General features: G+C 49.5%; 12 protein-coding genes. 6 read left to right on the top strand and 6 right to left on the bottom strand.

Features of this window, described 5'->3' with window-relative positions; translation table 11 throughout:
* The first annotated feature begins 104 nt into the window (after positions 1–104).
* Complete coding sequence (gene argE / locus ACOSVP_RS11270; protein WP_487347606.1) at positions 105–1,274, top strand: acetylornithine deacetylase; 1,170 nt, start codon at positions 105–107, stop codon at positions 1,272–1,274.
* A complete protein-coding gene (argA, locus tag ACOSVP_RS11265; protein ID WP_487347605.1) occupies positions 1,271–2,593 on the top strand; it encodes an amino-acid N-acetyltransferase in 1,323 nt (440 codons plus the stop codon). Before argE ends, argA begins: the two co-directional genes overlap by 4 nt.
* 85 nt (positions 2,594–2,678) lie before the next feature.
* On the opposite strand, the gene ACOSVP_RS11260 is transcribed toward argA, so the two are convergent.
* The 5 genes from ACOSVP_RS11260 to rpoE form a co-directional block, all read right to left on the bottom strand.
* Positions 2,679–4,079, bottom strand: a complete 1,401-nt coding sequence (locus ACOSVP_RS11260; RefSeq protein WP_487347604.1) for a DegQ family serine endoprotease — start codon at positions 4,077–4,079, stop codon at positions 2,679–2,681.
* A 70-nt stretch (positions 4,080–4,149) separates the two neighbouring features.
* A complete protein-coding gene (locus ACOSVP_RS11255; RefSeq protein WP_487347603.1) occupies positions 4,150–4,617 on the bottom strand; it encodes a SoxR reducing system RseC family protein in 468 nt (155 codons plus the stop codon).
* Positions 4,610–5,557: a MucB/RseB C-terminal domain-containing protein gene (locus tag ACOSVP_RS11250; RefSeq protein WP_487347602.1), complete on the bottom strand. Its 948-nt coding sequence runs from the start codon at positions 5,555–5,557 to the stop codon at positions 4,610–4,612. The genes ACOSVP_RS11255 and ACOSVP_RS11250 overlap by 8 nt, the downstream gene beginning before the upstream one ends.
* Positions 5,554–6,204 (bottom strand): sigma-E factor negative regulatory protein, encoded by a 651-nt coding sequence (locus tag ACOSVP_RS11245; protein WP_487347601.1) that lies wholly within the window; start codon positions 6,202–6,204, stop codon positions 5,554–5,556. The genes ACOSVP_RS11250 and ACOSVP_RS11245 overlap by 4 nt, the downstream gene beginning before the upstream one ends.
* A 2-nt stretch (positions 6,205–6,206) precedes the next feature.
* Complete coding sequence (gene rpoE / locus ACOSVP_RS11240) at positions 6,207–6,818, bottom strand: RNA polymerase sigma factor RpoE (protein ID WP_487347600.1); 612 nt, start codon at positions 6,816–6,818, stop codon at positions 6,207–6,209.
* Positions 6,819–7,015: 197 nt separating this feature from the next.
* On the opposite strand from rpoE, the gene nadB reads away from it, so the two are divergent.
* Complete coding sequence (nadB, locus tag ACOSVP_RS11235) at positions 7,016–8,644, top strand: L-aspartate oxidase (RefSeq protein WP_487347599.1); 1,629 nt, start codon at positions 7,016–7,018, stop codon at positions 8,642–8,644.
* A 368-nt stretch (positions 8,645–9,012) separates the two neighbouring features.
* Here the strand turns inward: nadB and ACOSVP_RS11230 are convergent, their stop codons facing one another.
* Positions 9,013–9,291 (bottom strand): FAD assembly factor SdhE, encoded by a 279-nt coding sequence (locus ACOSVP_RS11230; RefSeq protein WP_487347723.1) that lies wholly within the window; start codon positions 9,289–9,291, stop codon positions 9,013–9,015.
* Positions 9,292–9,607: 316 nt separating this feature from the next.
* Here ACOSVP_RS11230 and ACOSVP_RS11225 point away from each other — a divergent pair, with 316 nt between their 5' ends.
* The 3 genes from ACOSVP_RS11225 (at position 9,608) to ACOSVP_RS11215 (ending at position 12,709) form a co-directional block, all read left to right on the top strand.
* Positions 9,608–10,042, top strand: coding sequence for a pseudoazurin (locus ACOSVP_RS11225; RefSeq protein ID WP_487347598.1), 435 nt, complete (start codon positions 9,608–9,610; stop codon positions 10,040–10,042).
* 388 nt (positions 10,043–10,430) lie between these two features.
* Positions 10,431–11,738, top strand: coding sequence for an ABC transporter substrate-binding protein (locus tag ACOSVP_RS11220; protein ID WP_487347597.1), 1,308 nt, complete (start codon positions 10,431–10,433; stop codon positions 11,736–11,738).
* 110 nt (positions 11,739–11,848) lie between these two features.
* Positions 11,849–12,709 (top strand): carbohydrate ABC transporter permease, encoded by an 861-nt coding sequence (locus tag ACOSVP_RS11215; RefSeq protein WP_487347596.1) that lies wholly within the window; start codon positions 11,849–11,851, stop codon positions 12,707–12,709.
* Positions 12,710–12,713 lie beyond the last annotated feature (4 nt).

The raw sequence follows: 12,713 nt of genomic DNA, 5'->3' as shown, positions 1-12,713 counted from the left end.
CTCTAAACTTCCGGATTGCCGGAGACAACAGTGTCAAAGAAGCAAGTTTACCAGAAGCGAATGCAGGCTAAATAACTTTCGGCGTTACGCCCTAGGAGCATCCCATGTCCTCACTTCCATCATTGCTGAGCATGATGTCACAACTGATCGCCACGCCCTCTATCAGTTGTAGTCAAGCAAGCTGGGATCAGTCAAATAAAGGCGTCATTTTATTATTGGAAAAGTGGCTTTCAAGCCAAGGCTTCCAGTGTGAGGTCATGCCGTTGCCGGGACAGCCAGAAAAGATGAACCTGATCGCCACCATCGGACAAGGGGCTGGCGGCTTGGTATTGTCTGGTCATACGGACACAGTGCCCTATGACGATGACCGTTGGCAGAGCGATCCGTTTAAGCTAGAAGAGCGTGATAATAAGCTCTACGGTTTAGGCACCTGTGATATGAAAGGTTTCTTCGCCATTGTGCTGGACACCTTGCGCGATATGGATTTGTCCAAGTTACAACAGCCTTTGATTATCCTAGCCACCGCCGATGAAGAAAGCTCCATGGACGGTGCTCGAGCACTGGTTGAAGCCGGTCGTCCAAAAGCCCGTTATGCGCTGATTGGTGAACCGACGTCTCTGACACCGATTCATGCTCATAAGGGCATTATGATGGAGAAAATCCGCATCACCGGTAAATCCGGTCATTCATCCAATCCAAGGCTTGGCAACAATGCCCTAGATGCCATGCACTCGGTCATGTCTGAACTGATGCAGTATCGCAATGGCTTAAAGCAGAAATACCGCGATGCCAACTTCGTGATTGATTACCCGACCATGAACTTTGGTTGTATCCACGGCGGAGATAACCCGAACCGTATCTGTGGACGCTGTGAATTAGAGTTTGATATTCGTGCTTTACCAGGCATGAGCAACGAATCCTTGTACCAAGAGATCCGTAGTTTGTTGCCCACCATTGAACGACAAACCAATACGCAAATAGAATTACATCATCTGTTTGCCGATGTGCCGTCGTTTTTAACCGCGAAAGAGTCCGATATCATTAAAGCCTGTGAACGACTCACGCAAAAAGAAGCGACAACTGTCGCCTTTGCAACCGAAGGTCCCTTCTTAAATCAATTGGGGATGGAAACTCTAATCCTAGGTCCTGGATCGATTGACCAAGCCCACCAACCGAACGAGTTCATGGCGCTGGATCAAATTGCGCCGATGCAGCAGGTTATCAAAGGATTAGTGGAACGTTACTGTTTAACCCCGAGTACCGAAAATAAATGAGGCAACGCGTGTCTGATGAACTTAACTATGTAGACTGGTTCCGCCACTCTTCGCCCTACATTAACGCCCACCGCGGCAAGACCCTAGTAATCTTGATCCCTGGTGAAGCGTTCGAGAGCCCCAACTTCTCCAACATTATTCATGACCTTGCCCTGCTCGATTCGCTTGGCATTCGTCTGGTGTTGATTCAAGGTGCTCGCCCACAAATCAACCGTGCTTTAGCCGAGCGTGATTTGCCATCCCGTATTGAGGATGGCTACCGTGTCACGCCGCAGGATCACCTGATCGATATTATCCAAGCGTCTGCTGCGGTTCGCGTGCAATTAGAAGCGCAGCTGTCCATGGGACTGTCTAACACACCGATGGCCAATGCGGGCCTGAAAGTGTGCAGTGGTAACTACGTAGTAGCCAAACCTCTAGGCGTGGTCGATGGCGTCGATTATGGCCACTCAGGTGAAGTACGCCGTATCGACAGTGATGCGATTTTCCGCTTGCTGGAAGACGACAACATGGTGCTATTACCGCATCTTGGTTTCTCACCAACGGGTGAAGTGTTTAACCTAAAAGCGGAAGACGTAGCGACTCAAGCAGCGATTCAGCTAAAAGCCGATAAGCTGATCATCTTCACCGAAGATGAAGGCATTTTCGACGACAAAGACGAGCTTTACTCTGAGTTGTTAGCACACCACGCCGATACGATTTTGGCGCAGGATACCCTGACCCCCATTACCCGTGATGCCCTAGAAGCCTGTTTAATGGCCGTGCGTGCAGCCGTGCCACGCGCGCACATCATTTCTTTCAATGAAAATGGTGGCTTGTTAAGCGAGCTGTTTACCCGTGAAGGCTCCGGCACCATGATCGATGAAGACAGCTACGAGAAATTGCGTACCGCGACCATCGACGATGTCGGCGGCATGATGCATTTGTTAGCACCACTGGAAGCTAAAGGCATCTTGGTACGCCGCTCCCGTGAGCTGTTGGAAAACGAAATCGAACGTTTCCTAGTGATTGAACGTGACGGAGCAATTGTCGCTTGTGCCGCCTTGTATCCATTCGAGCAAGAAGGTGCTGGAGAATTGGCGTGTGTGGCCGTCTCACCAGAATACCGTGGTTCTAACCGAGGTGAGCGCTTACTGAAAGGTATTGAACACGAAGCCAAGCGTCTTGGCTTAGATACCCTATTCCTACTCACCACTCGTACTGCGCACTGGTTTGTGGAGCGCGGCTTCCGTGAAACGACGTTGTCGACATTACCGCTCAAGAAACAAGAGCTGTACAACTATCAGCGTAACTCTAAGATCTTTGCTAAGAAGCTATAACAGCATTTCTAGGCAACATCAAAAAAGCCCGCTGCGATCGCTCGCAGCGGGCTTTTTCATAGCTTGCGTTGCTGGTTAGAACCCGTTACTCAACGATTTTAAATGGAATAAACATCGGGTAACCATCGCGAATCACACGCATTGGCACTGAACGATTCGACGGTAGTGCTTGCGCAATCGTATTAAACTCGCTGACATCCTTGATCGTTTGGCCATTTAACATGGTGATCACATCGCCCTGCTGTAGGCCATTGCGGGCTGCGGCACCACCCATCACTTGTTGCACCATGACACCGTTATCGATACCTAAACGGTCCGCCACGTTTTCTGGAACAGGCGATACTGTCATACCTAGACGATTGTCATCCTGCTGTGGCTGCTCCATGCCGGCATCCTCTGGACGCTTAGTCAGAGTAATGGTCACAGTACGCTCTTTGCCGTCACGGAATACCTTAGCTTTAGCATCCACATCGACCTGTAATTGACCTACTAGGTAAGGCAACTCTGATGAGTGCTCAATGGTTTTACCATTGAACGACATGATGATATCGCCCGCCTGCAAACCGGCTTTTTCCGCTGGCGAATCCGGCATCACGCGGCTCACTAGCGCGCCATGGGGACGGTCTAGATCAAAGGACTCTGCTAGGTCTCGGTTCACATCTTGAATCAGTACACCCAACCAAGCACGAGACACCTTGCCGTCTTTCTTCAGTTGATCCACCACTGACATGGCCACATTCGATGGAATGGCAAAGGACACGCCCATAAAACCACCGGAGCGCGTGTAGATTTGTGAGTTAATACCCACTACCTCGCCGTCCAAGTTAAATAAAGGACCACCTGAGTTACCTGGGTTAATCGCCACATCCGATTGGATAAATGGCACATAGTTATCACTCGGCAAATTACGACCTAAAGCACTGACAATACCGGCTGTTACGGTGTAATCAAAACCAAACGGTGAACCGATCGCCAGCACCCATTGACCCGCTTTCAGATCGTCTGAATTGCCCATTTTCACAATTGGCAGATCGTCCGCTTCGATTTTCAGTAGGGCTAAGTCGGTACGCGCATCGGTGCCCACCAGCTTGGCTTCGTATTCACGACGATCGTTCAAACGTACATGAATCACATCGGCGCCATCAATCACATGATTGTTAGTCAATACATAGCCGTCATGGGAAATGATAAAACCCGAACCAAGAGAGCTACGCTGTTGTTGACGTGGTTGCTGCGGTTGCTGTTGTTGGCCAAACGGCTGCTGACCGAAGAAATGACGGAAGAATTCATTCAATTCTCGGGCATCAGGACTGAGTTGAGCGGCATTGGTGGTCGCCGTTTGCTCAGTGCTGATGTTGACCACGGCCGGGGACGCCTCTTCCACCAGCTCGGTGAAGTCCGGCAAATTGGCCGCATTCGTAAGGGTTGAGAACAACATCATAAAAGTGACGCTGATCCAGCTCACACGTTTTAGCAATCTGTTCATGTATTGGTCTCCTCAGACGTACCAAAGTAGAAAGTAAATTGTTGCTATTGTGTCAGGTGAAGAGGATTTTTCAGGCTTTTTGCACCACAGGAATGATCTGGGCCTGATCTTTATTGATTCTCAAAACTCGCGGGTAAAAATCTGGATTTTTGGCTTCGTGAGACGACTTCCATTTCGCCGCCCATAAGCCGCCAGCAAACCCACTTACCGCTCCGACAATCGAAATTATAGTTTGTTCCGTGAAAATTGACGGCACTGACGCACCGAGCACCAAACCAAGCAAAGGTACAGCGTACATCCATAAGGAGGCTTGCAGCAGAGTATCTTCGGGAATGCCCACCACCACACTTTGACCGACTTTTAGGTCAGCCGGAGCAATCACTTTCATGAGCATACGGTTGCTGTTCGAGACTTTGGCGATGGCATGATGACCACAGCCGTGGCGTGCGCGGCAACTGGTGCAACTACTGGTGCGGATGGTTTCTACTTCTGCGATACCGTCAGCAATCGATAGGACGGTGCCATTTTCTTCAATCATTATTTGAACCCGGCATAATCACTGCCATAAGACGTTGAATCGTTTGCGCAGGCACTTCCCCTACTAAGGTCAGTAGGTACATTTGATCATTAACCTGGATGCTCTTTTCACCAGCAATGGTGGCACCAAGGTTCATAAAGGTTTGTGGACGTTTTTTGTCGGTTTGTTCGACAAACACCGACACTGTGCTCAAGCCATCGGATAACAGCATCATGTTGGTACTGTCATTCATGCGGCGAGCATCCTGCCACACCAAGCCAAAGCCATCCGGTAACCAGTCAAAATGCCAGTCACGCTTGACCACTTGCGGCTCAATTTCAACGAAGCGCTGCGTATAAGACTCATCACTTGGGGTGAAGTCCGCTTCTTTCAAGTCTGGCGTAAAAGAAACCGAAGTAAATTGAATGCGCTCCAACAGTTTATTGTTGGCACCAATGACATCGTGTTTCAGCAAAAATCCGGTTTTTTTATCGATCCAGAATTCGTGGCCGTAGCGATACTCGTCCTTCGGCACCAACTTCAACTTCACCGCTTGGCGTGAGGCGATACGTTGGCTTTTATCAACGATTTTAATGTCGTAGGCCTGCTTCAGGCGCTCTTTATCCAGCTCTTGAAAACGGCGGAAGGGCTCTGCTGGCACAAAGCCCGCCACGTAATCGTCTTTTTCAGGAAAGACACAGATGACACTGTCATCAATGCGGATCACCGCAATACGCTGGCCATCTAAATCTTCTAGACTTTCGTATTCCACGCCACCGATCAAACCACGGCGAACCCGCATGGAGTTCATCATACCCGCTTCTTGATGTACAAATACGCCATCGTAGGACAGAGAATCAAACGACTCTGTCATGCGGCTCAACCAGTCGACACCGGATTGAGCCGCCCACAAGGTGCTGCTTGCCGACACCAGAAGGGAAATGACAAAAGCGCGAATCATTGACCGTTCCCTTGTGGGTAACCGACAACTTTGGCCATCGGAATCATGCCTTGACCAACCGTCATGGACGCTTGCTGGGCATGCTGACGTAGGTAATTCTGCAAGCGCTCGTTATTTTGCAAGGCTTCTTCTGCACTCAGTGCCGTAATCGGTTCCGTCGGCGTCACCTGTGGCGCTGAATTCGCTACGAACGTCGGTGTGAACGTAGCATTTGAATCACCTTCAAGCAAGACATTACCGCCTAGCACCACCACAAAAGCAACGCTCGCCGCGACCGCAAGACCCGAGAACCAAGAACGTCTGGAACCCGTCGCTTGACTCAAATTCGGTAGTTCAACCTGCTCGAGTTTTTCGGACTTTAGTAGCTGGCTATTTTGTTTCGGAAAGACGACAACATTAGTCTCTTGTTTGCCTTGCTCAAGCTTGGCATGCATCTGCGCTAGAAACGATCCAGAATCTTCAATCAAGATAACATGATCAGGCTGAAGCGCCTGCTGAATCTGACTGTAATGATCCACTTTATGCGCCAACTCATTGATGTCGCTGGCAAGCAACATTTCAATGTCTGCATGGGTCGCTTCATTGTCTAAGAATGCTGATAGACTGTCGTCACGTCCTGAGCCGTGTTTATCATGGAATTTCGACATGACTACTCTCCTCCTCCCATAATGGGACGAATACGTTTTTCCACCGCCTCACGGGCGCGGAAAATGCGCGATCTGACCGTTCCCACTGGACAATCCATGACCTGGGCTATGTCTTCGTAACTCAATCCATCAAACTCTCGTAACGTTAGGGCGCCACGTAATTCTTCTGGTAGATCTTTGATCGCTAATTGAATCTCCGACTCTAGACGATCGCGGTTTAAATTTGCGTCCGGTGTGCCGGCATCTGATAACTCATTGTACACAGCGTGCACTTCTTCATTATCCAGCTCCACATCGCTGGAGGGCGGTCGTCGCGAGCGACTGACCAGATAGTTTTTCGCTGTGTTGACCGCTATTCGGTAGAGCCAGGTATAAAACGCACTCTCCCCTCGGAAGCTGTCAATCGCCCGATATGCCTTGATAAAACTGTCTTGCGCCACATCCAGCACTTCTTGCTTGTCCTGAACATACCGAGAAATAAGCGCAGCGACCTTGTGCTGATATTTCAACACCAATAAGTCGAAGGCGCGCTTATCGCCACTCTGAACCCGCTTAACCAACGCCTCATCGCTAGACGTTTCGTGCTGCATAGGCACCTCATAATTCGCTAACATACTGTGCCCACCATGTTGTTGCTTATATGGACAACGGACCATTTCGAGAGTTCCAAGAAAAATCTCTTGCCACCATTACTGACCATTGTATGCGATTTACTTCCTCAACAGTAACTGGGCCGTGTCGCACTGAGGTATTCATTGGTATTGCAAACAAGTGTAAAATCAGGGCGTTTAACATTACTTAGAACAACAACATGAGCCAACATCTTCATCACGACATAGTTATTATCGGCGCCGGTGCAGCGGGACTGACGCTTGCACTTGAACTGGCTAATAAGCATCAGGTGGCCATTTTAACGAAAGGGGACATCTCCGAAGGCTCGACCTTATACGCCCAAGGTGGCGTAGCGGCCGTATTGTCGGAAAAAGATACCATCGACTCCCACGTGCAAGACACCATTATTGCTGGGGCAGAGTTAGGTGATGAAGACGCCATTCGCTATACCGTGGAGCATTCCAAGGAAAGCATCGATTGGTTGATCGACCAAGGTGTGCCATTCACCCGTTACGGCGACAACGAAGATTACCACCTCACCAAAGAAGGCGGTCACAGTCATCGACGTATTATCCACGCCGCAGACGCGACAGGATTGGCCATTTCTAAGACCTTGGTGAAAAACGCTTTAGCGCATCCTAACATTCACTTCTTCCCTGATCGTGTGGCGATTGATTTGATTACCACCCAGAAACTTGGTCTAGACGGCGAAAACCGTGTTATCGGTTTGTACGCGCTAAACCAAGACTCTAAGCAAGTGGAAGTGTTTCATGCCCACCGCATTGCTTTAGCTACGGGCGGCAGTTCCAAGGTGTACCTGTACACCAGCAACCCTGATACCGCCTCCGGCGATGGCATTGCCATGGCGTGGCGTGCTGGCTGTCGCGTTGGCAATATGGAATTTAACCAGTTCCACCCAACCTGCTTGTACGATGCCAAAGCCAAAACCTTTTTGATCTCGGAAGCGGTACGAGGCGAAGGTGGCCGACTGCTGCTGCCTGATGGCACGCGCTTTATGGCCAACTTTGACGAGCGCTTGGAATTAGCACCGCGCGATATCGTCGCCCGCGCCATCGACCATGAAATGAAACGCCTAGGGGTAGATCACGTCTTGTTGGATATTTCCCATAAAGACCCTGAATTTATCAAAGAGCATTTCCCGACCATTTACCAACGCTGTTTGAACTTCGGTCACGACATGACCAAAGGACCAATCCCTGTGGTGCCAGCCGCGCACTATACCTGTGGCGGCGTGGTGGTGGATCAGTTCGGCGCTACCGATGTCAAAGACCTGTACGCGATCGGCGAGACCTCTTATACCGGTCTGCACGGCGCCAATCGTTTAGCCAGCAATTCGTTATTGGAATGTATCGTCTACGCCCGCTCTGCAGCGCGCCAAATTCTGTCAGACAATGCAACAAGAGCCGATTATCAGATTCCAGACTGGGATGCGTCTAAGGTTACTAACTCTGATGAAGACGTGGTGATCACGCACAACTGGCACGAACTGCGCCGTTTTATGTGGGACTATGTGGGCATTGTGCGCACCAATAAACGTCTATTACGTGCTAAACACCGCGTCGATTTATTGTTGTCGGAAATCGATGAGTTCTACTCCAACTATCGCGTCACCGCAGACCTATTAGAACTGCGTAACTTAGCGGTGGTGGCAGATTTGATTATTCAATCGGCGATGGCGCGTAAAGAAAGCCGCGGTTTGCATTTCACTCTGGATTACCCAGAGAAGATGGAAAACAGTGAACCGACTATTTTGAAGCCGCGGATTCGCTCTTCTGAGTTGGCAAACCAAGCAGTTTCTCAACATTAAGGCGAGAACGCAGATAGCGATAATCGGCCTCGCAGAGCTGATCTCGGTATAACCAACGGTAGCGGCAAAGATGGTGCAGCAGCCTTTTCAAAAAGGGTTGCTGCATATCAGGATGCAGAATCACCACACACCAAAGCTCAGTTTGGTAAAGCAGTGACAAAACTCCGCAAGCACCTGATTGATGCCAATGCAAGACATCCTTTGACGTATCCAGCGAAAAGCTTGGCCGCCTCTCACTTTTGAGCAGCATAATGCTACCCCCAAGCAGCGTCAGCCATTGCAAGACGCTAGGCCATTGCAATAGCGCTAAGATGACAATCACCGCTATCAACCATAGCAGTGACATCACCAGCGCCAGTCGTGACGCCTTAAACTCGGCGATAGTTCTCTGGCTGGACACGAGTCACAATCAAATGCACGATGCGAGCAAGATCTGGGTCCTCAGGCACTTCCTTTTGCATAAACCAAGGGAAGATTTCCTGATCTTCGCATTCAATTAGCTTATAAAAACGCTGTTTATCTTCTTCGTCTAACGTTAAAAATACGTCATCCAAGAAGGGTTCAAACAACACATCCAGCTCCAACATACCGCGACGACATTGCCACTTTAAACGTTTGAAGTTGGCTGAATCTTTCGATTCGATGATATCTGTCATGAGAGATCTCCCCGATTTAGTGGCGCCATTATAGCCCTTCACCGCCCCTCGGCAAACTGATTGAAAACGCAAACAAATGCTTTATTGACCCTCATCTTACCCAGCCAAAACCAGAGCACTGATCGAATCAGCCCGTTCGCCTCGTACTACAAACAGCTACTTTCAAGTTAAAATGCCCCTTCACTGGATGCTGGACGAAAGATTACCCAGCACACGGTATCAATTTTACGACTGGATGAGTCAGCGCAATGAGCCATCAACTCAAACGCGATATATTTAATGGCAATGTAAAAACGTGAGGGACACCATGTTACGACGATTTTTTTTGAGCTTAGTACTGACCGCCATGGCCAGCGCAGCGTACTCAGCAGAACACACCGTAAAAATGCTCAATCAAAACGCATGGGGCAGTATGGCTTTTGAGCCTAGTTTTCTTCAGGTCGAAGTCGGCGATACAGTGACGTTTGAACCAACCGATTATGGTCATAATGCGGTCACCATTAATTACCTGATTCCGCGGGGAGCCAACCGTTACCGTGGCAAAATCAACCAGCCCATCACCATGACTATTAATGAAGCCGGATTCTATGGTATTGAATGCGCGCCACACCTGACCATGGGTATGGTGATGATTATCCAAGCGGGCGACGCTGACATCACCGAATTTGCCATTCCAGATACACTGCCCAAACAAGCCAAGCTGCGTTTCGATGCAATCAAAGCCTATGCAATAAGCCGCTAAGCTCGGCTCATTATTGCTTCTGCCAGCACCTAGGTGACCTACCCTATAGCGTTGGTCACCAAAACGCTTTTATCCCCTTTTATCCTACGATTTTTGTTAAGGTTTAGTCGCCATTGCCAATCTACTCAAGCAACGGACTAATGCTTTCTTGACCCCTTTGTTTCGATTTCCCTTATTTACATAGCAAATATTGCACAGTCAAAAGAGTATTATTTTGACTACATTTTTGATCATCCCTCATCAAACCAAACAAAAAAGTACAACTATCCACTATTTATGTACTAGTGAGTCAATTACGACTTGCACTATTCTTACTCAACTTGATTAACAAACGATCAAGGTCTCTAGGTGCGACAATAAAAAGAAACTTACCCAAATGGGAGAACCTATGAATAGTCTTAGCAAAACAGCCATCGCCTGTGCTGTGTCTCTAGCTGCCTGCAACGCGTTCGCAGAAACGCAAATTACCGTTGCTACGGTAAACAACGGTCACATGATCGAAATGCAAAAACTGACTCCTGAGTTTGAAAAACAATACCCTGACATCAAGGTGAAATGGGTCACCCTTGAGGAGGGTGTATTGCGTCAAAACGTCACCCAAGACATTGCCAACGGCAGTGGCCTCTACGATGTCATGACCATCGGCATGTACGAAGCACCGATTTGGGGTGAGCGCGGTTGGTTAGAGCCAGTGGATACCAGCGGCGACTACGATGTGGATGACCTACTGCCATCTATTCGTGGCGGTCTTTCTTACAACAACACCCTCTATGCTGCGCCTTTCTACGGTGAAAGCTCGATGGTGATGTACCGTAAAGACTTGGCTGAAAAAGCCGGCGTTACCATCAGTGACCGCGACAGTTGGGAGCATATTCGCGCGGCCGCCAAAGCAATGAACGATCCTGAAAATGGTGTTTACGGCATCTGTCTACGCGGTAAAGCTGGCTGGGGCGACAATATGGCCTTCCTATCTGCCATGGCCAACTCCTTTGGCGCACGCTGGTTCGATATGGACTGGAAACCACAGCTAACCACCGATGCGTGGAAAAATACCGTGTCTTTCTACGTCGATATGATGAATAACTACGGGCCACCAGGCGCCAGTGGTAACAGCTTCAACGAAAACTTGGCACTGTTCAACGAAGGCAAGTGTGGTATGTGGATTGATGCGACCATCGCGGCGTCCTTCGTCACCGATCCAAAGCAATCCAAAGTGGCGGATCAAGTCGGTTTTGCTCAATCACCTTATGCGGTAACGGAGAAAGGCGCTAACTGGCTTTGGTCTTGGGCACTAGGCATTCCCGCGGCAACGAAAAAAGCCGATGCGGCGCAAACCTTCGTACGCTGGGCAACCTCAAAGGAATACATCAAGCTGGTCGCCGAGCACAACGGTTGGGACGCTGTGCCTACTGGGACGCGCGCCTCCACCTATGCAGCGCCTGAGTTCCAACAAGCAGCGGTGTTTGCCGAAGCAGAACTTAAAGCCATCAATTCTGCTAATCCAAACGACAGCACCATGGAGCCGTCACCCTACGTAGGTGTGCAGTTTGCGGCCATTCCCGAGTTCCAAGCCATTGGTACGACGACTGGGCAAATGATCTCCGGCGCACTGTCCGGCAGCATGTCGGTCGATCAAGCGCTGCAATCAGCGAACCGTTCAGCGGATCGTCAGATGCGTCAAGCTGGCTACTACTAAGAGCGAAGTCACATCGCTCTTGCGGTGGAAGTGAGGTCTCAGCCTCACTTCCCTGCCTATAAATAATCGTCGCGAGACGCGCTAAAAGCTAATCACGAGAGAATTATCCCATGAAGCGTTCCATTACCCGCTTGTTAATGGCGCCGTCAGTCCTATTGCTGTTGGCTTGGATGATAGTGCCATTATCAATGACCATTTACTTCTCCACCATCAACTACAACCTGTTGTACCCAGGTCGTAATAACTTTGTTGGTTGGATGAACTTTGAATTCTTTATCACCGACCCAGGTTTTTGGATTGCGATCTCCAACACTCTAATTTTATTAGTGTCGGTACTGGTAATTACGGTGGTGCTAGGGGTGGCATTGTCCGCTCTGATCGATAAGCCGTTTTATGGCCGTAACATAGTGCGTGTGCTGCTGATTTCACCTTTTTTCATCATGCCAACGGTCAATGCGCTGATCTGGAAAAACATGATGATGAATCCGGTGTATGGCATCTTCGCTTGGATTTCCAATAGTTTAGGGCTTGAACCCATAGACTGGTTGTCCGATTACCCGCTTATGTCGATCATTATTATGGTTAGCTGGCAGTGGCTACCATTTGCCATCTTAGTGTTTGTAACCGCCCTCCAATCCCAAGACACCGAGCAGAAAGAAGCGGCACAAATGGACGGCGCTAATGGCTGGCACATTTTCCGCTACCTCACCATTCCCCACTTGGCACGCCCAATTGCGGTGGTGGTGATGATCGAGACCATCTTCCTGTTAGCCGTGTTCGCCGAGATTTACGTCTCTACGGGCGGCGGCCCAGGCTATGACAGCACCAACCTTGCGTACCTAATCTACAACCAAGCACTGCTGCAATACGACGTCGGTGTGGCTTCGGCAGGCGGTTTGTTCGCCGTCATTCTAGCCAACATCGTTGCTTTCTTCTTAATCCGCGCGGTCGGCAAAAACCTGACCGTGTAAGGAG

The sequence above is a fragment of the Marinomonas sp. HM11-D genome, from assembly GCF_057626615.1.
This window is presented reverse-complemented; position numbering and strand designations above follow the sequence as displayed.

Excerpts from the sequence above, each read along its gene's own strand:
- argE (WP_487347606.1), top strand. The coding sequence starts at position 105 with ATGTCCTCACTTCCATCATTGCTGAGCATGATGTCACAACTGATCGCC.
- argA (WP_487347605.1), top strand. The coding sequence starts at position 1,271 with ATGAGGCAACGCGTGTCTGATGAACTTAACTATGTAGACTGGTTCCGC.
- ACOSVP_RS11260 (WP_487347604.1), bottom strand. The coding sequence starts at position 4,079 with ATGAACAGATTGCTAAAACGTGTGAGCTGGATCAGCGTCACTTTTATG.
- ACOSVP_RS11255 (WP_487347603.1), bottom strand. The coding sequence starts at position 4,617 with ATGATTGAAGAAAATGGCACCGTCCTATCGATTGCTGACGGTATCGCA.
- ACOSVP_RS11250 (WP_487347602.1), bottom strand. The coding sequence starts at position 5,557 with ATGATTCGCGCTTTTGTCATTTCCCTTCTGGTGTCGGCAAGCAGCACC.
- ACOSVP_RS11245 (WP_487347601.1), bottom strand. The coding sequence starts at position 6,204 with ATGTCGAAATTCCATGATAAACACGGCTCAGGACGTGACGACAGTCTA.
- rpoE (WP_487347600.1), bottom strand. The coding sequence starts at position 6,818 with ATGTTAGCGAATTATGAGGTGCCTATGCAGCACGAAACGTCTAGCGAT.
- nadB (WP_487347599.1), top strand. The coding sequence starts at position 7,016 with ATGAGCCAACATCTTCATCACGACATAGTTATTATCGGCGCCGGTGCA.
- ACOSVP_RS11225 (WP_487347598.1), top strand. The coding sequence starts at position 9,608 with ATGTTACGACGATTTTTTTTGAGCTTAGTACTGACCGCCATGGCCAGC.
- ACOSVP_RS11220 (WP_487347597.1), top strand. The coding sequence starts at position 10,431 with ATGAATAGTCTTAGCAAAACAGCCATCGCCTGTGCTGTGTCTCTAGCT.
- ACOSVP_RS11215 (WP_487347596.1), top strand. The coding sequence starts at position 11,849 with ATGAAGCGTTCCATTACCCGCTTGTTAATGGCGCCGTCAGTCCTATTG.